This window comes from Nocardioides asiaticus (assembly GCF_040049175.1).
Taxonomy (GTDB): domain Bacteria; phylum Actinomycetota; class Actinomycetes; order Propionibacteriales; family Nocardioidaceae; genus Nocardioides; species Nocardioides cheoyonin.
Genome location: NZ_JBDZDM010000002.1, coordinates 343,259 through 362,079, shown reverse-complemented (window position 1 = coordinate 362,079; position 18,821 = coordinate 343,259). Strand labels below are relative to the sequence as shown.

Sequence of the window (18,821 nt, the reverse complement as noted above, 5' to 3'; positions counted from 1 at the left end):
CACTCCACCGCGGCCCGTCCGGCTCACGCCGGGCGGGCCGCGGTCGTCGTCCGGCAGGTTTCGGGCGGCGACGTGCCGGATACCTGGGGACGGCCGGAAGGAGGCCCCCATGGTCATCGGAGTCGGCATCATTCTGCTCGTCCTCGGACTTGTGCTCGTCACGGGCGCGGTCGACCTGCCCGACAGCTGGGACGCCAACATCGCGAGCGACACACTCGGCTGGATCCTCGTCGGCGTCGGTGCATTGGCGATCCTCTTGGGGCTCATCGTCAACCACCAGCGCAACCGGGTGACCACGACCCACGTGGAGGAGCGCCGCGACTACGGCGAGCCCACCGGGCGACGCCAGACGACCTACGAGGACCGGGACTGATGGACCGCAGGGTCACTCGTCCCGCGGACGCCTCAGCCCCGTGGCAGCCGCCCGGCGTACGGCCTCGGTGAGCCGGGCCAGCGTGGGTGAGTCCAGCCGCCAGCGCTGCCAGTAGAGGGGTACGTCGATGTGCCGGCTCCCCGGGAGGCGTACGACGGCGCCCGAGTCGAGGTCGGGCTCGAGCTGCGGGTCGAGCAGCATGCCCCAGCCGAGGCCACGGCGCACGGCCTCGTGGAAGTCGGCGGTACCCGGCACCCGGTGGACCACCGGGGGCCGGGACGAGCCGTGGGCAGCGAGCACGCGGTCCTGGGCGTAGTCCTTCTCGTTGAACACGACCACCGGCATCGCCGACCAGTCGACCCCGCGACCGCGGCGGTGCCGCTCGAGCAAAGCCGGGCTGGCCGCCGGCGTGTAGCGCAGCGCGCCGAGCATCTCGACGACGCAGCCCTGCACCGGGCGCGGCTCGCTGGTGACCGCGGCGAGCACCTCGCCGCGGCGCAGCAGGTCGTGGGAGTACGCCTCGTCCTCGATCGCGAGTCGCAGCGCCGTCGCGTGCCACTCCGCGACCTCGCCGACGACCGACCGGAACCAGGTCGCGAGGGAGTCGGCGTTGACGGCGACGGTGAGGTCGACGACCTCACCGGTGGAGAGATCCGCGGCCGCCTCGGAGAGAAGCAGCCGCAGCTGGCGACCGAGCCGCACCAGCGGCTCGCCCGCGGGGGTGGCCGAGCACGGCGTGGTCCGGCGTACGAGCACCTGGCCGGCGGCCCGCTCCAGCGCCCGCACGCGCTGGCTCACCGCGCTCGGCGTGACGTGGAGCCGCCGGGCGGCCGCCTCGAACGTGCCCTCCTCGGTGATCGTCACCAGCGTCTCGAGCTGGTCGGGGTCGAACTGCACGTCCCTAGTGAAGCACTGCTTCACATCCTGAAGAAACCTTCGCTGGTCTTCACCAGACCGACCGCCTAGCGTCGACGCGTGACCCACGCCGGACTCGCGGGCCTGCTCACCGGCCTGTCCCTCATCGTCGCCATCGGCGCGCAGAACGCCTATGTGCTGCGACAGGGGTTGCTGCGCTCCCACGTGGGGGCGGTCGTCGCCGTGTGCGCGGCGGCCGACGTCGTCCTCATCCTCGCCGGGGTCAGCGGGATCGGCGCGGTCGTCGACCACGCGCACTGGCTGCTCACCGCCGTCAGGTGGCTCGGCGCCGCCTTCCTGGTGTGGTACGCCGTCGGGTCGCTGCGCCGGGCAGCCCGGCCCGGCGCGCTGTCGGCCGCCGGCGGCTCCCCGGCCGAGTCCCGGGCACGGGTCGTCGCGAAGGCCTCGGCGCTCACGTGGCTCAACCCGCACGTCTACCTCGACACCGTCCTGCTGCTCGGCTCGATCGCCAACAGCCACGGCCCGGGCGGGCGGTGGTGGTTCGCGGTCGGGGCGGTGGCCGCCAGTCTGCTCTGGTTCAGCGGGCTGGGGTTCGGCGCGCGCCTCCTCGCGCCGCTCCTCGCGCGGCCGCGGGCGTGGCAGGTGCTGGACGTCGCGATCGGTCTGGTGATGCTGGTGATCGCGGCCCGGCTCGCGCTCGGCTGATCTCCTCTACTGTGTGTCTTCATGACCTGGGGGATCTCGGACCTGCCCGACCTCGGCGGCCGCACCGCGGTGGTCACCGGCCCCAGCGTGGGCGGCATCGGGTGGTACGTCGCCCGCGGGCTGGCCTCGCACCGCGCCGGCGTGATCCTCGCCGGCCGCTCCTGGGCGCGGCTGGACGAGGCCGAGAAGGCGCTGCGCGACGCGGTGCCCGACGCCCGGACCGACAAGGTGATGCTCGACCTCGCCGACCTGCAGTCGGTGCGGGCGGGCGCCGAGGCGATCGGCGACGCGGCCTACGAGCTCGGCGGCCAGCTCCACCTCCTCGTCAACAACGCGGGCGTGATGGCGACCCCTCAGAAGCGCACGGTCGACGGGCTCGACCTGCAGCTGGCGACCAACCACTTCGGACCGTTCCTGCTCACCGGGCTGCTGCTCGAGTCACTCGCCGAGAGCGGCAGCGGGCGGGTCGTGACCGTCTCCAGCCTCATGCACCGGTTCGCCCGCACCGCGCCGTTGCGCTATCCGACGGTCGCCGTCGGTCGCTACTCCGCGTGGGGCGCCTACTGCCAGTCCAAGCTGGCCAACCTGCTCTTCGTCGCCGAGCTCGACCGGCGCCTGCGCGCCGCCGGCCTGCCGGTGTCGGCGGTGGCGGCACACCCCGGGTACGCCGACACCAGGCTGGTCGCCAACGGCCCGCTGACGCGCTGGGGCGTCGGCCGGGCGGCGACCATCGGGCAGGCCGTCTCCTCGGCCGTCGCCCAGTCGCCCGAGAGCGGGGCGCTGCCGGTGCTCATGGCAGCGACCGCCGACCTGCCAGGCGGGACGTACGTCGGGCCGGGCGGACCGTTCGAGGTCTCCGGGCCGCCCCGCGTCGTACGCCCGTCGCGGCCGGCGCGGGACCCGGACGCCGCCCGGGCGCTCTGGGAGCTCTCGGAGCAGACGACCGGGATCGCCTACCCCTAGGACCTCGGCCTGTAGACCGCTGTCTCCCGCTTGAGCGCGGCCCGGCGGGCGATCTTCGTGTTGGGGGCGCGGAGGAGCTTGAGCTGCTCGAATCGCTCGCGGGAGAAGGTGCGCCGGGCGGAGGTGAACCAGGTGCCGTTGAAGAGCCTCTTGGCGGCGGCCAGCTGGTCCGGGGAGCGCTGCGCCAGCCGCTGGGCGAACGCGGTGGCCGCGGTGACCGGGTCCGGGTGGAGCTCGGTGACGAGGCCGAGGTCGTGCGCCTCCTTGCCGGAGAGCGTCTCGGCCGTCATGGTGAGCCGCTTGGCGACGTCGAGTCCGACCAGCTCGGACAGGGTGCGTACGCCGGTCATGTCCGGGATGATCCCCCACTTGCCCTCGAGCACCGACCAGGACGAGTCCGGGTGGGCGAAGCGGAAGTCCGCGGCGAGCGCGATCTGGACCCCGCCGCCGAGGCAGTGACCGTGGACGGCGGCGATGACCGGCACCGGCAGCCGCCGCCAGGCCCAGCACGCCTCCTGGAAGAGGTTGGTCCCGCCGCTGCGCCACGGCCGCGGCACGAACGAGAGCGCCAGCCTCCTCGGCTGGCCCTCGACGGAGGCGAAGTCGAGCCCCGCAGTGAACGCGTCGCCCTCGCCGGCGATCACGACCGCCCGCAGCGTCTTGTCGGCGCGCAGCCGGTGCGCAGTCGCCGCCAGCTCCTCGAGCAGGTCGAGGGTGAGGGCGTTGAGCTTCGCGGGCCGGTCGAGCCGGACCTGGGCGATGCCGTCGGTGATCTCGCAGGTGACCAGGGCCATGGGGACACCCTAGAGGTCACTGCACAGGCCCGCTGGGCATGATGGGCACATGGCCGATCCGCGCGCAGGAACCCCCGCCACCCCCGAGGACCTCGTCGACGTGCCGCACCTGGTGTCGTCGTACTACACGCTCCAGCCCGATCCCGACGATCCCGCGCAGCAGGTCGTGTTCGGCACGAGCGGCCACCGCGGCTCGTCGCTGAAGACGGCGTTCAACGAGGCCCACATCCTGGCGACGACGCAGGCGATCGTGGACTACCGCCGGGAGCAGGGGTACGACGGCCCGCTGTTCCTCGGCCGGGACACCCACGGTCTCTCGGAGCCCGCCTGGGCGAGCGCGCTGGAGGTGCTCGTCGCCAACGACGTCACCGTGCTGGTCGACGACCGCGACGGCTACACGCCCACCCCGGCGGTGTCGCACGCGATCCTGCGCGCCAACGGCGGGCGGGTCTCGACGGGCTCGACCGCCGGGGGCGCCGGCCTGGCCGACGGCATCGTCGTGACGCCCTCGCACAACCCGCCGACCGACGGCGGGTTCAAGTACAACCCGCCCCACGGCGGCCCCGCCGACTCCGACGCCACCAAGGTCATCGCAGCCCGCGCCAACGAGCTCATCGCCGCGGGGCTCGAGGGCGTGAGGCGGGTGCCGTTCTCCCGCGCCCGCGCGGCGGCGGGCTCGTACGACTTCCTCGGGACGTACGTCGACGACCTGCCCCACGTGGTCGACCTCGACGCGATCCGGTCGGCCGGCGTACGCATCGGCGCGGACCCGCTCGGCGGCGCCAGCGTGGCCTACTGGGGCGAGATCGCTGAGCGGCACAAGCTCGACCTGACCGTCGTCAACCCGCTCGTCGACCCGACCTGGCGCTTCATGACGCTGGACTGGGACGCGAAGATCCGGATGGACTGCAGCTCGCCGTACGCCATGGCGAGCCTCATCGACCGGCGGGCGGACTACGACATCGCGACCGGCAACGACGCCGACTCCGACCGGCACGGCATCGTCACGCCCGACGCCGGGCTGATGAACCCCAACCACTTCCTCGCCGTCGCGATCGACCACCTCTTCGGTGGCGCGCGGCCGGACTGGCCGGCGACCGCACGGATCGGCAAGACGCTGGTCTCGAGCTCGATGATCGACCGCGTCGCGGAGTCGCTCGGCAAGCCGCTCGTCGAGGTGCCGGTCGGGTTCAAGTGGTTCGTGCCCGGGCTGATCGACGGCAGCTTCGGCTTCGGCGGCGAGGAGTCGGCCGGCGCCAGCTTCCTGCGCATCGACGGCACCGCGTGGACCACCGACAAGGACGGCATCATCCTCGCCCTGCTCGCCTCGGAGATCCTCGCGCGGACCGGGAAGACCCCGAGCCGGCGCTACGCCGAGCTCGTGGACCGGTTCGGCGACCCGGCGTACGCCCGCATCGACGCGCCCGCCACCCGCGAGGAGAAGGCGAGGCTCGCCACCCTCTCCCCCCAGGCGGTCACGGCGACGACGCTGGCCGGCGAGGAGATCACCGCCAAGCTCACCGAGGCGCCCGGCAACGGCGCCCCGATCGGCGGGCTCAAGGTCACCACGGAGTCCGCCTGGTTCGCGGCCCGGCCGAGCGGCACCGAGGACGTCTACAAGATCTACGCGGAGTCCTTCCGTGGGCCCGACCACCTCGCGCAGGTCCAGGAGGAGGCCCGGGCGGTCGTCTCCGCGGCGCTGGACTGAGCCCGGTCCACGGTCGGCTCGATTCGCCCGGCGCCGAACCATCCGCGGCGGACGATGGCCGCATGTCGAGCTCGTACGACCTCGCGACCACAGGAGCCCGCACCCGGAGCGCGCGGCGCTCCGCCGCGCTGGTCGCGCTGTCCCTGACCTTCGGGCTCGTGCAGCTCGACGCGACGATCGTCAACGTCGCGCTGCCGACGCTGCGCGCTGCCCTCGGCGGCGGGGTGGGGCGGCGCAGTGGGTCGTCGACGGATACGCCGTGCCGTTCGCCGCCTGCATGCTCACCGCGGGTGCGCTCGGGGACCGGCACGGCCACCGGCGTACGTGCGTCCTGGGCTTCGCGCTCTTCGGGCTCGCCTCCGCGGCCGCGGCCCTGGCCGGTGGCTGGGCGCCGCTGGTCGCGGCCCGTGTGCTCCAGGGCGTCGGCGCGGCGGTGATGCTGCCGGCGTCGTTGGCGATGATCACCGAGCTCTACCCCGACGCGCGGGAGCGGGCCGGGGCGCTGGGGATCTGGGGCGGCGTCGCGACGCTGGGCTTCGCGTCCGGCCCGCTCCTGGGCGGCGTGCTGGTCACCGCCGCGAGCTGGCCGTGGATCTTCTGGGTCAACGTGCCGGCCGCCGCGCTCGTCGGCGGGACGATCGCGCTGCTCGGGCCCCGAGACCGGCCCCGCCCGAGGAGGATCCACCCGGCCGGCACGTTCCTCGGTACCGTGGCGCTGGCGGGCCTGGCCGCCGGGATCATCGAGGCCGGCGAGCGGCGCACGACGACCGCGGTCTGTGTGCTCGCCGTCGGCCTCGCGGGCGGCTGGCTCTTCGCCCGCTCCGAGCGGCACGGCCGGCACCCGCTGGTGCCGCCCGAGCTCCTCTCCTCGCCGCCCTTCCGGTGGGCGCTGGCGACCGGATTCGCCTTCAACTTCGCGATGTACGGCGCGCTGCTCTGCCTCTCCCTGTCGCTCCAGTCGGCGTACGGGTTCTCGGTGCTCGCCGGTGGACTCGCGGTGCTGCCGATGGCGGTCGTGGTGAGCTTCGGCGCGACCTTCAGCGGGTTCCTCGCGGCGGCGGTGGGGCCGCGGCGGCCGATGCTGGTGGGGTTCGGCTGCGCCGGCGCGGGCGCGCTCGTCGTCGCCGTCGGCGGGTTGCTCTCCTCCCCTGCGGTGATGATCGTCGGGCTCGGCGTGGTCGGGCTCTGCTCCCTCGCGATGCCGGCGATGACCTCGGTCACGCTCGACGCGGCACCCGGACCGCACGCCGGCTTCGCCGGCGGGTCGCTCAACACGGCGCGTCAGGTCGGCGGGGCGATCGGCGTCGCGGTGCTCGGCGCGGTGCTCAACGCCGGCGGCTACCGGACCGGCTTCGCTTGCGCCCTGCTCCTGGCCGCGGTCGCGTGCGGGTGCGGCCTGGTGAGTACCGTCGAGGCCACGGCCGTACGCCGTCCGACCGGCACGGAGGAGTGACATGTCAGCGAACCGGCCAGCGAACGGGGACGTGGACCTCGCGAGCGTCGCGGAGCTGATCGCCGACCGGGCCCGCAGCCGGATCCTGCTCGCGCTGACCTCGGGCCGCGAGCTGTCCGCGAGCATGCTCGCCGAGGAGGCGGGTGTCAGCCGCCCGACCGCCAGCGCTCACCTTCGCCGGCTGACCGAGGGCGGGCTGATCGCGTGCCGCGCCGACGGTAAGCACCGGCACTACCGACTCACCGGCCCCGCCGTCTCCGACGTGCTCGAGCGGATGATGGAGCTCGCGCCGCCCGAGCCGATCTCGTCGCTGCGGGCCAGCACCCGCGCGGCCCAGCTGCGCCGGGCGCGCTCGTGCTACGACCACCTCGCCGGCCGCCTGGGCGTCGGCATCATGCAGAGCATGGTCGAGCGCGGCTTCCTGCTCGGCGGCGACGGCGGGTTCCACCCGGAGGCGGGCGACCGGCCCGCGTCATACGGCCGCGACGTGGCGTACGAGCTCACCGGCAGTGGCCGCGACTTCCTCGACGACCTCGGCGTCACGCTGCCCGGTGGGCGGCGGCCGCTGGTGCGCTACTGCGTGGACTGGACCGAGACCCGGCACCACCTCGCCGGCCAGGTGGGTCGCGGGCTGCGCGACCGGTTCTTCGAGCTCGGCTGGGTCGAGCAGCGAGCGACGCCACGGGCCTTGCGGATCACGCCGTCGGGCGCGACCGGGATCGAGAGCACCTTCGGCCTCGTGGTGGAGGCTCGCTGACCCTGGCCCGCCACCCTCCGGCCTCAGGGTCGCTAGGGTCGCCGCATGGCTCCCGGCACCTTCCTCACCCTCGGGGGTGGCGGCTTCTCGATGATCGCCGACGGGGAGGATCTCGCCGCCTCCCCGCTGGACGCCTTCCTGCTGTCCCTGACGGGGAAGGACCGGCCCCGGGTGTGCTTCGTGCCGACCGCGAGCGGCGACTCGCCGACGTACATCGACCGCTTCCTCCGCGCCTTCCGCGACCGGGCCGAGGCGACCGTGCTCCCGCTGTTCAACAACGAGCGCGACGCGGAGTGGGCGATCCCGGTGGAGGAGGTCGAGCGGGTGCTGGACCAGGACGTGGTGTACGTCGGCGGCGGCTCGACCGCCAACCTGCTCGCCGTCTGGCGGCTGCACGGTCTCGACGAGCTGCTCGCACGCGCGGCCGCCGGCGGGACGGTCATGGCGGGGATCTCGGCCGGGATGAACTGCTGGTACGAGGCTTCCTCGACCGACTCGTTCGGGCCGCTCGCCCCGCTCACCGACGGTCTCGGCCTGCTGCCCGGCTCGTGCTGCCCGCACTACTTCGGCGAGCCCGGGCGGCAGGCGGCGTACACGTCCTGGGTCGCGGGCGGCGGCCTCCCCGAGGGCGTCGCAGCCGACGACCACGCCGCGCTGCTGTGGCGTGACGGCGAGCTGGTCGAGGCGGTCACCGAGCGGGCGGGCGGACGGGCGTTCCGCGTCACCCGCGTCGGCGGCCGTGCGGTCGAGACGCCGCTCGAGGTCCGCGAGCTCGGCTGAGCCTCACACGACGAGGAGCGCGACGAAGCCTGCGACGTAGCAGAGCGCGAACACCGCCGGCACCCAGCTCTCGATGCTGCTCAGCGGGAGGTAGCGCGCGGGGTCGCGGCCGAGACCGAGTGCCGCCCACTCGGCGACGCCCGGAGAGGCGGGCAGCTGCTTCTCCAGCTGGCCGAGGACGGCGTACTTCGCGGTCGCGAGCTGGCGGTAGGCGCGGACGAGCCAGAACCACGCCAGGCACTGCGCCAGCATCGCCACCAGCGGGACGGCGAGGAGGGCCGGCTGGTCCGGGCGGCGGACGAGCAGGATGCCGGCCACGCCGATGGCCACGCTGTTGAGCACGAGGAAGAAGGCGCTCGTCACCGTCCGGCGTACGCCGAGCCGCTCGGTCTGCTCGACCTGGAGGCGGTACTGGTCGAACAGGACCGCCCGGTCACCGCTCGAGAGCACGTCGGGCGGCAGCACCCAGAGCCCCTCGACGATCTGCTTGGCGTCCGGCGCGGGAGCCGTGCGCACGTATCTGCCCAAGATCCCCTTCGTCGCCGTCCTCGCCGTCACGGTGCCTCCCTCGGTGCTCACGGGGGCATCATTCCGCATGGTTCAGACCGGCGGCGAGGGCAGGACGGCGGGACAGCGCGTCGGGTCAGGCCGGCTGGACCGCGGCCGCCGCCTCGAGCTCCTTGAGGATGCGCCGGCGGCTGCGGACGTCGCCGGTCACGGCGGTGTAGAGCTTCTTCAGCTGCGAGGGCAGGTTGCGGCGGTTGGTGGTCTGCAGCCAGCCGTTCGGGAACGAGAGCCGCAGGACCTTGTGCCACGCGGAGGCGACCTGCTGGGGCAGCGGGGCGGAGTGGTAGTTGAGACCGTACTTCTCGAAGAGCGCCTTCACCTTGGGGGCGATCTCGGCGTACCTGTTCGAGGGAAGGTCGGGGAAGATGTGGTGCTCGATCTGGTGCGACAGGTTGCCGGTCATGATGTGCATCAGCTTCGAGCCGGAGATGTTGGCGGAGCCGAGCATCTGGCGGAGGTACCACTCGCCGCGGGTCTCCTTCTCCGGGACGGCGGCGAGCTCGAACGTCTCGACGCCCTCGGGGAAGTGGCCGCACATGATGACCGAGTGGCTCCACACGTTGCGGACGAAGTTGGCCGTCAGGTTGGCCGCGACCGTGGTCAGGAACGACGGACCCGACAGCAGCGGGTGGACGACGTAGTCCTTGGTGGCCTGGCGGCGGATCTTCGCAAGCGTCTTCTTGATGTTCTCGTGGAACTCCGGCGGCGGCTGCTTGCCGACCTTCTTCTTGCGCTTGATCTCGCCGAGGTCGAGGTCGTACATCGCGATGCCGTACTCGAAGATGCACATGTTGACGAAGTTCACCAGCGGCTGGAACATCATCCGCGGCGTCCAGGGCTGGTCCTCGTCGACCCGCATGATGCCCCAGCCGAGGTCGTTGTCCTTGCCGACGATGTTCGTGTAGGTGTGGTGGGTCTCGTTGTGGCTCTTCTTCCAGCCCTCGGCGGTGCTGGCGTTGTCCCACTCCCACGTCGTCGAGTGGATCTTCGGGTCGCGCATCCAGTCCCACTGGCCGTGCAGGATGTTGTGGCCGATCTCCATGTTGTCGAGGATCTTGGCGATCGAGAGACCCGCGGTGCCGAGGATCCACGCCGGCGGGAACATGCTCGCGAGCAGCACCGCGCGGCTGCCGAGCTCGACCGAGCGCTGGACCTTGATGACCTTCCGGATGTACGCCGCATCGCTCTCGCCGCGGCTGTCCATCACCTGCTGGCGGATGGCGTCGAGCTCGATGCCGAGCTGCTCGACGTCTTCGGGGGTCAGGTGGCCGACCGGGGTCTCCGGCTTCTTGGTCATCGCGGTCATGAAGGCTCCTCGTGATCTCGTGATCGGCTGATCTCGATCTGTGGTCGTGATCAGGGTCAGTGGTCGAAGGTGCACGCGCCGGCGGCGGCGCTGATGCACGTCTGGACGGGTACCCCGCCGGCGCCGGTCTCACCCGGCACCGCCACGGTGACCTCGCCGTTGCGGAGGTCGCGCACGGCGCCCTCCTTCAGGGGGAGGACGCAGCCGTAGCAGATGCCCATCCGGCAGCCGCTCGGCATCAGGACGCCGGCCTCCTCGGCGGCGTCGAGGATCGGGGTGTCGCCGGGCGCGTCGAGCGTCGTACCGGCCCTCGCGAAGGCGACGGTGCCGCCACTGTGTTCATCATTGGCGGCGACGACGGTCGCCGTACGGAACCGCTCGGTCTGGAGCGGCAGGCCGTGACGCTCGTGGTGCTCCTCGAGCGCCTCGAGGAGCCCGGCCGGCCCGCAGGCGTACGTCGCACGCTCGGCCAGGTCGGGGACGAGGTCGCCGAGCTGCTCGGTGTCGAGCCGCCCGTGGGCGTCGGTGTAGCGCGGCACCAGCCGGATCGCGCCGACGCCGTCGAGCTGCTCGAGGTTGCGGATGAAGATCGAGCCCGGCCGGCTGGGGGCGACGTGGACGACGACGACGTCGAGGTGCCGGCTCCGGACGAGGCGTACGACACCCTCGTCGGTCACGGGGAAGAGGTTGCGCAGCATGCCGATCACCGGCGTCACGCCGGAGCCGGCGGTGACGAAGAGCAGCTTGCGCGGCCGGCTGTGCAGGTCCGTCGGCAGCACGAAGTCGCCCGCCGCCTGCTCGAGGTGGACCAGCGTGCCGGGCCGCGCGCGGTGGACGAGGTGGCGCGAGACCTTGCCGTTCGGCACGGCCTTGACGGTGATGGAGATGTGGCCGTCGGCGCGGGGTCCGTGGGTGAGCGAGTAGGCCCGCCAGTGGCGTACGCCGTCGACGTCGACGCCGATCCGGACGTACTGCCCCGGGGTGTGGCCCGCCCAGTCGGCGCCCGGCTTGATCTCGATCGTCGCCGCGTCAGCCGTCTCGGGGACGACCTTGACGATCCGGCCGCGCAGGTCGGCGCCGGGACGCAGCGGGCTGAACATGTCGAGGTAGTCCGAGGGCATCAATGGCGTCGCCACCGCCTCCGCGACCCGCCAGATCCGCTCGCGCATCGACCTGCCGAAGCCGGAGGAGGAGGTGTGGCCGGACGCGGAGCCGGACGCGGGGCCGGAGGAGGGCTGAGCAGTGCGGTCCGCAGCGGCTCGACCCTGGCCGGGACGGCCGAAATGGGGAGCGGGCACGGGCATCGACACCATGTTCTTCAGCCTGCTAGACGCAGGACGTAAACTCCTGTGCCAATGACGTGAAACTCTGCATCACTTTTGTTCGCAGGAGATGAAAATGGCTCGTCGTACCGCCCGATTGAGCACGTACGACGTCCGACTGAGCCCCGAGATCGTCGAGCGGATGCGCGAGATCCTGCCCCAGGTGGGCGAGGACGTGGTGGCCTCGATCATCGCCGAGGTGCCCAGCTACCAGGATGCGCTGTCGGGCCCGATGGGCGAGACGATCCGGACCGCCGTACGCGTCGCGCTGGGCGGGTTCCTGTCGATCGCGTCGGGCCGCACCGGCGACGTGCCCGCCGCCGCGCCGGCCGCCCTCGAGGGCGCCTACGAGCTCGGCCGCGGCGAGGCGAGGAGCGGGCGTACGACGGAGGCGCTGCTCGCGGCGTACCGCATCGGCGCCCGGGTCGCGTGGCGCGAGCTCTCGTCGACGGCGGTGGAGGGCGGCATGCCGCCCGAGTCGATGGTGGAGTTCGCGGCGCTGGTGTTCGCGTGGATCGACGAGGTCTCGGACGCGTCAGCGGCCGGCCACGCCGACGAGCTCGCCACGACCGGACGGGTGCAGCGGCAGATGATGGAGCGGCTCGCGCGCCGCCTGCTGGCGGGCGCGGCCGCCGACGTGCTCGACGACGCCGCGGAACGGGCCGACTGGACGCCGCCGCAGACGCTGACCGCCGTACTCCTCCCGAAGGCGCAGGTCGGCGCCGTCCTCGCTCAGGTGAGCCAGGCGACGCTCGTGCTCGAGGACCCGCCGGAGCTCGAGGAGGACCTCACCCTGCTGCTCGTCCCGGACGCGCACGACCACCGGCGCCGCCCGCTGCTCCGTACGCTCGAGGACCGCGGCGCCGTGATCGGGCCCGCGAAGCCGTGGCGGGACGCTCGGCTCTCGTTCGAGCGCGCCCGGCGCGCGCAGCAGGCGGGTCTCGGGACCGACACCGAGCGGCACCTCGTCGAGCTCGTCCTCGCCGCCGACCCGGACGCCCGCGCCGACCTGCGCGCGCAGATGCTCGCGCCGCTCGCGAAGCTGCGCCCCGCCACCGCCGAGAAGCTCACCGAGACGCTCCGGTCCTGGCTGCTCCACCAGGGCCGCCGCGAGGAGATCGCCGCCGAGCTCTTCGTCCACCCGCAGACGGTGCGCTACCGGCTCGGCCAGCTCCGCGACGCCTTCGGCGACCGGCTCGAGGACCCCGCCACCCTGCTGGCCCTCACCGTCGCCCTCGGGTGAGCCGGGGGCTCGAAGTCGACCTCACAGGCCCTGCCAGGCGGGCTTGCCCTCGTAGACGAACCGGTAGTGGACGGCGCGCTCGAGCCTCGACGCGGCGGCCTCGTCGAGGAGGACGGTGGCGTGCGGGTGGAGCTGCAGGACCGACGCCGGGCAGGACGCCGACAGCGGGCCCTCCACCGCCGTCGCGACAGCCTCCGCCTTGGACTCACCGGTGGCGATCAGGAGGAGGTGCCGGGCCCGGAGGATGGTGCCGAGGCCCTGGGTGAGGACGTGGTGGGGTACGTCGTCGGGCGCCCCGAAGAAGCGCGCGTTGTCCTGCCGGGTCTGCTCCTCGAGCGTCTTGATCCGGGTGTGCGAGGCGAGCGAGGACCCGGGCTCGTTGAAGGCGACGTGGCCGTCGGTGCCGATGCCGAGCAGCTGCAGGTCGACGCCGCCGGCCGCCCGCAGCTCCTCCTCGTAGCGCTCGCCCGCCGTCGGCAGCCCCGCCTCGTCCGGGTCGGGGCCGTGGACCAGCTCGGGCGGGATCCCGAGGGGATCGGTGAGGTCGCGCCTGATGGTCGCCAGGTAGCTCAGCTCGTGGCCGGGCGGCAGGCCGACGTACTCGTCGAGGTTGAACGTCCGCACGCCGGCGTACGACGGACCCGTGCCGGCGCGGTGGCGGGCGATGAGCTCGGCGTACGTCGGGAGCGGGGTCGACCCGGTGGCGAGCCCGAGCACGGCGGGCTGTCCGTCGGCGGCCCGGCGGCGTACCAGCCCTTCGATGGTGTCCGCGGCGAGCCGGGCGACGTCGGCGGCGGTGGGCAGGGGGACGATCTCCATGACGGCGACCATCCTGCCAGCGAAGGTCAGCGCTGTGGGCGCGCGTCGGGGGTGAGCTCGGGCTCGTCGGGCGGCGCCGGCGTGAGCACGGCGTCCTCGATGAGATCGGAGCGCTCGATGTCCGCCTCGACGCGGCGGAAGCGGAGCGCGAGGTGCCCCTCGGTGTCGTCCCCGACGAGGTCGACGGCGGCGACGACGAAGAGCCGGCTCGGGCCGACGTACTCGACGTGGAGGTAGGTGATCCGGTCCACCTGCGGGTGGGCGAGGAGGATGCGGAGCACCTCCTGGTACATCGCCGGGGAGAGCCCCTCGCCGAGGAGGTAGGACATGTTCCGGCGCATCAGGAACACGGCCACCACCCCGAGGAGCAGCCCGACGGCGATCGAGCCGGCGGCGTCGTACGCCGGCTCGCCGGTCAGCTGGTGGAGGCCGATGCCGGCGCCGGCGAGCGCGATGCCGAGCAGGGCGGAGAAGTCCTCGAAGAAGACCGCCCGGAGCGTCGAGTCCGAGGTGCGGGAGACGTAGCGGATCGGGTGCATCCCGAACGTCTGCGCCTTGCCGTGCACCTGGCGGGAGGCCTGGAAGAATGACGACCCCTCCAGCAGCGTGGCGATGCCGAGGATGACGTAGTTGAGCGTGAAGCTGGTCTCGCCGCTCGGCTCCGACATCAGCTGCGAGACGCCGTGCCAGACCGACACCATCGCGCCGGCGGAGAAGAGACCGAAGGCGGCGACGAGGGACCAGATGTACGTCGACCGGCCGTAGCCCCGGGGATGCTTCTCGTCGCGCGGCCGGCGACCGGTCCGCTCCGCGATGACGAGGAAGACCTCGTTGCCCGTGTCCGACCACGAGTGCGCCGCCTCCGCCAGCATCGCGGCCGACCCGGTCATCGCCGCGGCGACGCTCTTGGCGATCGCGAGCAGCCCGTTGGCCGTGAGCGCGATCAGGACGGTGAGGGTCGACTCACCGTGCTCCCCGCGCTGGTCGCGGGCCTCCTGCTCGTACACCTGCTGCGCCATGCCGGGTGAGGTACCCGATCATCGGTAACCGATGGCTTTACTTCCGGCTTCACCGGCGGATCCGCCCGGGCCGGCCGTACCGTGGCGGACATGCGCCGACCCGGTTCCCTGCACGCGACCGCCGCGCTGGCCGTCGGGCTCGCCGTCGGCCTGGTCCTCCTCATCGCCGCGTGCGGAGGTCCGTCGGGTCCCGGGGCGGCCGGCACGCCCGGGAGCCCCTCGTCGGCGGGCAGCTCCGTGACCGCCTCCTCCGACTACACGTCGTACGTCGCCCTCGGCGACTCCTACTCGGCCGCGCCCGGCAACCCGACCACCGCCCAGGCCAACGGCTGCGTGCGCTCCGACCACGACTACCCGCACCTGCTCGCCGCACAGCTCGGGATCCGGACGCTCCACGACGTCACCTGCTCGGGCGCCCGGACCCAGGACCTCACCGGCCGGCAGGCGACGTACGACAGCGGCACGTCGGTCGCGCCGCAGTTCGACGCGCTGTCCTCCGACACCGACCTGGTCACGATCAGCATCGGCGGCAACGACATGAACCTCATCGGCCTGCTCGGCCAGTGTGCGGCGCTCGCGCAGAACGGTGCGACCGGGTCGCCGTGCAAGGACAGGTACGCCGCCGACGTCGAGGAGTACTCCCCCCGCGTGCGGCAGCACCTTGTAGCCGCCGTACGCGAGGTCGGGCGGCGCGCCCCGAAGGCCACCGTGGTCGTCGTCGGCTACCCGCAGCCGTTCCCCACCGACGAGACGTGCACGCAGCTGCCGCTCGCGAGCGGTGACTACGCGTTCGCCGCCCAGCTGATCGACCAGGTCAACGACTACCTCCGGGAGGCGGCTGAGAAGGCCGGTGCGACCTACGTCGACGTCTCCGATGCCAGCGAGGGCCACGACATCTGCTCCGAGAGCCCGTGGATCGACGGCGCCTCCCCTGCCCCCGACGCGCAGCCGCTCCATCCGTTCCCGCGGGAGCAGACGGCGGTCGCCGGGCTCATCGCCGACGCGCTCGGGTAGAACTGCCCGCGGCGCGCCCGCGCTCGCTCCTTCTCCGAGGAGTCGGGCCGGGCGGTGACTGCCGTAGCGCGACTATGGAAAGTCCGAGTCCGACCAGAGAAAGGACGGCTCCGAGGTATCCGGTGCTGCGCATCAGACCCGCTGCCACGGCTACGCCTCCGAGGGCAGAACCGGTCGCGTTGGCCAGGTTGAAGGCACCCACATTGACGGCCAGCGCCAGCGTCGGGGCGTCGCTGGCGTAGCGGAGAACAAGAGCCTGCAACGGGGCAATGGTGGCGGTCGACACTAGCCCCAGGACCATCACGAGGACGGCGATGAGGGCTTGATGCACGGCCGCGAGCGGGAACAGCCCAAGTGTGATGGCAAGGACCAGGAATACGCCCGTCAGGGTGCGCCCCAGGGAGAGGTCCGCCAGCCGTCCGGCCGCGAGGTTTCCGATGAAGCCACCGACTCCGTAGGCGAGTAGGAGCGGGGGGACGTAGGTCGACGAGATGCCCGAGACTTTGGTGAGGAGCGGGACCAGATAGGTGAACACGGTGCTGACACCGGCGAATCCGACCACAGTGGTCAGCACCGCCATGAGGACAGCGCGGCGCGTGAGGGCTCGAATCTCGTTGACCACCCCGGTGCCGGGATGGGACGGGCGAGGCATCGTGGAAGCCAGCAGGGCGAAGCCCATCAGGGCGAGCAGCGCAATCACCAGGAAAGGTCGTCGCCAGCTTGTGTCGCCGCCGAGCAGAGCTCCCAATGGGACGCCGAGAACGGTCGCGATGGTGAGCCCTGAGCTGACGATCGCGATCGCTCGGCCGGTCTGTTCTGCTCCCAGGGCCGCGATAGCCGTCGTCAGCGCGATCGCGAACAGCGTGGCCTGACTACAGGCCGAAAGCACCCGCCCGACGATCACCCACGCGAACGTCGGCGCGAGAGCAGTCAGCACGATGCCGGCGACGAACAGGGCCGCGAGCGACAGCGCGACCCCTTTGCGTGGCAACCGCGCAGTCAGCACCGTGACTGCGGGCCCACCGATGGCCACGCCCATGGCGTAGGCGGTGACGGCTTGGCCGGCTGTTGCGACCGAGACGGAGAGACTCTGTGCCAGCTGCGGCAGTACGCCCGCGACCAGATACTCGGCTGTGCCCGTGCAGAAGACGAGCACCACGAAGGCAGTCAGCGCCAACCGTGGACGGCCTGGATCAACGAGCGGAAGAGAGCTAGTGCGATCGGTGTTCACGCTTTCAGGCTCGACGTTGACATTGGTGAGAAGGCAAGCGCTGGGACGTGAGGACGAGGGATGCGGATGCGGATATCGGAGGCGAGCGCGAAAGCGGGCGTGAGTGCGCGGTTGTTGCGCTATTACGAGGAGCAGGGGCTGCTCGCGCCGTCGCGTGATGCCTCGGGCTACCGCCGATACAGCATGGCGGACCTGGATGCCGCCCGGCACGTACGCCAGTTGCTCGATGCCGGACTGAGCACCGCCACGATCCGGCAGGTACTGCCGTGCCTGGTCGAAAGAGCCGGACGACTCACCCCGATCTGCTCAGACCTGATCGCCCAGCTCGAAGAAGAGCAGCAACGCATCGAGAGCTCGATCAGTGCGCTCACCGAGTCGCGGGATGCCATCGCGAGTGTCATCGCTGCCGCGGATCCCGCAATGCGCTGAACCCCTCATGGCGTACCTAGCGCCGCGCGCGTCACCATCATGGTCCTCGTGCACGGGTGCAAGGAGGATCCGGGTCCGCCGGCGTGCTTGGGCCCATGCCCGCCGGCCGGCTGGGCCGGTGTGGACGGCCGGACCGGAACTGTCGGTGGTCGCGGCTAGCTTTGGGAACACCAGATCGAAACCGGTCTCGTGTTCGAGGAGGTGTGTCATGACCGAGCTGACGCCGGTGCCGGCGGTGCTCGCCTCGGTGCGACACGCCCGCCGCGAGATCGCCCGCGCCGCCCACCTCACCGGACTGTTCCCGCGCCCCGACGAGGTCGAGGCGACACTGCGGGAGCTGGCCGCCCTCGAGGCCCAGACCACCGCCCTCCGGCTGCGGCTCATGGCGTCGGCCGGACCGGTCGCCGCATCCACCGGCGCCCGAGATGTGGGCGCCTGGTGGGCCGACGCCCTGCGCGCCGACCACCGCGCCGCTCGCGCCGACCTCAAGCTCGCCCGCGCGCTGGACCGCTACGAGGTGCTGGCCGCCGCGCTGGCCGAGGGCACCGTCTCGGTCGAGCAGGCGAGGGTGATCGCTCGCGCGCTCGACGCGCTGCCCGACGACCTCGCCCCCGGCGAGGTGTCGAAGGCGGAGGCGGTGATGGTCGACGAAGCAGCACGGCTCGACCCGGCCCGACTCCGCACGGTCGGCGCCCACCTGCTCGAGGTCCTCGACCCCCACCGCGCCGAGACCGAGCTCGGCAAGAGACTGCTCGCCGAGGAAGAGAGAGCCCACCGGCGGACCTCCCTGACCATCACCGACCCCGGCGACGGAACGATGTTCCTGCGAGCCCGGCTGCCCAGGGCGACCGGGGTCCGGTTGAAGACCTACCTCGACGCCTTCACCCAACCCCGACTCGCCCAGCTCGCCGAACGCGGCAAGACCGTCCCCTACGACCGGCTCCTCGGCACCGCGTTCGGGCAGCTCCTCGAGCGGATCGACCCCGACACCCTGCCCCACCACGGCGGCGACGCCACCACCCTCATCGTCACCATCGACGTCAACCAGCTCAACAAGGAGCTCGGCACCGCCACCATCGGCACCGGCCACGGCCCCGATGGCGGCGAGATCTCCGCCGCCGAGGCCCGCCGACTCGCCTGCACCGCCGGCATCATCCCCGCCGTCCTCGACACCCACTCCGAGGTGCTGGACCTCGGCCGCAAGACCCGACTGTTCACCCCCGCCCAACGCAAAGCACTCCGGATCAGATACCCGACCTGCGCGGTCGACGGCTGCGAGGTCCCCGCCCCCTGGACCGACGCCCACCACCTCCACCCCTGGGCCGGCGGCGGCCTGTCCGACTTGAGCAACGCCGTCCTCTTCTGCCGCCACCACCACCGACTCGCCCACAACCCGGCTTACACCCTGACGAGACACCCCGACGGCAGCATCAGATTCCACCGACGGACGTGAGAGCCGACC

General features: G+C 72.4%; 19 protein-coding genes. 11 read left to right on the top strand and 8 right to left on the bottom strand.

What is annotated here, in order from left to right; genetic code table 11:
- The first annotated feature begins 109 nt into the window (after positions 1-109).
- Entirely contained in the window at positions 110-373 is a 264-nt protein-coding gene (locus ABLE53_RS07485; protein WP_348858145.1) for a DUF6458 family protein, read from the top strand.
- Positions 374-385: 12 nt separating this feature from the next.
- Here ABLE53_RS07485 and ABLE53_RS07480 read toward each other — a convergent pair whose 3' ends face one another.
- The gene (locus ABLE53_RS07480; RefSeq protein WP_348858144.1) at positions 386-1,270 is read right to left on the bottom strand and encodes a LysR family transcriptional regulator ArgP; all 885 of its coding nucleotides are present in this window, start codon (positions 1,268-1,270) and stop codon (positions 386-388) included.
- A gap of 78 nt (positions 1,271-1,348) precedes the next feature.
- Here ABLE53_RS07480 and ABLE53_RS07475 point away from each other — a divergent pair, with 78 nt between their 5' ends.
- Positions 1,349-1,954, top strand: coding sequence for a LysE/ArgO family amino acid transporter (locus ABLE53_RS07475; protein ID WP_348858143.1), 606 nt, complete (start codon positions 1,349-1,351; stop codon positions 1,952-1,954).
- A 21-nt stretch (positions 1,955-1,975) separates the two neighbouring features.
- Positions 1,976-2,917, top strand: coding sequence for an oxidoreductase (locus ABLE53_RS07470; protein WP_348858142.1), 942 nt, complete (start codon positions 1,976-1,978; stop codon positions 2,915-2,917).
- Here ABLE53_RS07470 and ABLE53_RS07465 read toward each other — a convergent pair.
- Positions 2,914-3,711, bottom strand: a complete 798-nt coding sequence (locus ABLE53_RS07465; protein WP_348858141.1) for a crotonase/enoyl-CoA hydratase family protein — start codon at positions 3,709-3,711, stop codon at positions 2,914-2,916. The two genes, ABLE53_RS07470 and ABLE53_RS07465, sit on opposite strands and share 4 nt — an antisense overlap.
- A 49-nt stretch (positions 3,712-3,760) precedes the next feature.
- On the opposite strand from ABLE53_RS07465, the gene pgm reads away from it, so the two are divergent.
- Genes pgm through ABLE53_RS07445 form a run of 4 tightly spaced genes read left to right on the top strand, consistent with a single transcriptional unit; the run spans position 3,761 to position 8,409 of the window.
- Positions 3,761-5,419 (top strand): phosphoglucomutase (alpha-D-glucose-1,6-bisphosphate-dependent), encoded by a 1,659-nt coding sequence (gene pgm, locus ABLE53_RS07460; RefSeq protein WP_348858140.1) that lies wholly within the window; start codon positions 3,761-3,763, stop codon positions 5,417-5,419.
- Positions 5,352-6,872, top strand: a complete 1,521-nt coding sequence (locus ABLE53_RS07455) for an MFS transporter (RefSeq protein WP_348858139.1) — start codon at positions 5,352-5,354, stop codon at positions 6,870-6,872. The genes pgm and ABLE53_RS07455 overlap by 68 nt, the downstream gene beginning before the upstream one ends.
- 1 nt (position 6,873) lies before the next feature.
- On the top strand, positions 6,874-7,629 hold the full coding sequence (locus tag ABLE53_RS07450; RefSeq protein ID WP_348858138.1) for an ArsR/SmtB family transcription factor: 756 nt from the start codon (positions 6,874-6,876) through the stop codon (positions 7,627-7,629).
- Positions 7,630-7,674: 45 nt separating this feature from the next.
- A complete protein-coding gene (locus tag ABLE53_RS07445; protein WP_348858136.1) occupies positions 7,675-8,409 on the top strand; it encodes a Type 1 glutamine amidotransferase-like domain-containing protein in 735 nt (244 codons plus the stop codon).
- A 3-nt stretch (positions 8,410-8,412) separates the two neighbouring features.
- Here the strand turns inward: ABLE53_RS07445 and ABLE53_RS07440 are convergent, their stop codons facing one another.
- From ABLE53_RS07440 to ABLE53_RS07430, 3 genes are all read right to left on the bottom strand, one after another.
- A complete protein-coding gene (locus tag ABLE53_RS07440) occupies positions 8,413-8,988 on the bottom strand; it encodes a RipA family octameric membrane protein (protein WP_348858135.1) in 576 nt (191 codons plus the stop codon).
- A 64-nt stretch (positions 8,989-9,052) separates the two neighbouring features.
- The gene (locus tag ABLE53_RS07435) at positions 9,053-10,282 is read right to left on the bottom strand and encodes a fatty acid desaturase family protein (protein ID WP_348858133.1); all 1,230 of its coding nucleotides are present in this window, start codon (positions 10,280-10,282) and stop codon (positions 9,053-9,055) included.
- A gap of 56 nt (positions 10,283-10,338) precedes the next feature.
- The gene (locus tag ABLE53_RS07430; RefSeq protein WP_348858131.1) at positions 10,339-11,595 is read right to left on the bottom strand and encodes a ferredoxin reductase; all 1,257 of its coding nucleotides are present in this window, start codon (positions 11,593-11,595) and stop codon (positions 10,339-10,341) included.
- Between the two features lie 85 nt (positions 11,596-11,680).
- Between ABLE53_RS07430 and ABLE53_RS07425 the strand changes: the two genes are divergently transcribed.
- Entirely contained in the window at positions 11,681-12,847 is a 1,167-nt protein-coding gene (locus ABLE53_RS07425; RefSeq protein WP_348858130.1) for a PucR family transcriptional regulator, read from the top strand.
- Positions 12,848-12,868: 21 nt separating this feature from the next.
- On the opposite strand, the gene nagB is transcribed toward ABLE53_RS07425, so the two are convergent.
- Positions 12,869-13,666 (bottom strand): glucosamine-6-phosphate deaminase, encoded by a 798-nt coding sequence (gene nagB, locus ABLE53_RS07420; RefSeq protein WP_348858129.1) that lies wholly within the window; start codon positions 13,664-13,666, stop codon positions 12,869-12,871.
- A gap of 26 nt (positions 13,667-13,692) precedes the next feature.
- Positions 13,693-14,685, bottom strand: coding sequence for a cation diffusion facilitator family transporter (locus tag ABLE53_RS07415; RefSeq protein WP_348858128.1), 993 nt, complete (start codon positions 14,683-14,685; stop codon positions 13,693-13,695).
- A 90-nt stretch (positions 14,686-14,775) separates the two neighbouring features.
- On the opposite strand from ABLE53_RS07415, the gene ABLE53_RS07410 reads away from it, so the two are divergent.
- Positions 14,776-15,699, top strand: a complete 924-nt coding sequence (locus ABLE53_RS07410) for an SGNH/GDSL hydrolase family protein (protein WP_348858127.1) — start codon at positions 14,776-14,778, stop codon at positions 15,697-15,699.
- Here ABLE53_RS07410 and ABLE53_RS07405 read toward each other — a convergent pair.
- A complete protein-coding gene (locus tag ABLE53_RS07405) occupies positions 15,677-16,858 on the bottom strand; it encodes an MFS transporter (protein ID WP_348858126.1) in 1,182 nt (393 codons plus the stop codon). The genes ABLE53_RS07410 and ABLE53_RS07405 overlap by 23 nt on opposite strands.
- 132 nt (positions 16,859-16,990) lie before the next feature.
- Between ABLE53_RS07405 and ABLE53_RS07400 the strand changes: the two genes are divergently transcribed.
- Together ABLE53_RS07400 and ABLE53_RS07395 are read left to right on the top strand one after the other, a co-directional pair.
- Positions 16,991-17,359 (top strand): MerR family transcriptional regulator, encoded by a 369-nt coding sequence (locus tag ABLE53_RS07400; protein ID WP_348858125.1) that lies wholly within the window; start codon positions 16,991-16,993, stop codon positions 17,357-17,359.
- A gap of 208 nt (positions 17,360-17,567) precedes the next feature.
- Positions 17,568-18,812, top strand: a complete 1,245-nt coding sequence (locus ABLE53_RS07395; protein ID WP_348858124.1) for an HNH endonuclease signature motif containing protein — start codon at positions 17,568-17,570, stop codon at positions 18,810-18,812.
- Positions 18,813-18,821 lie beyond the last annotated feature (9 nt).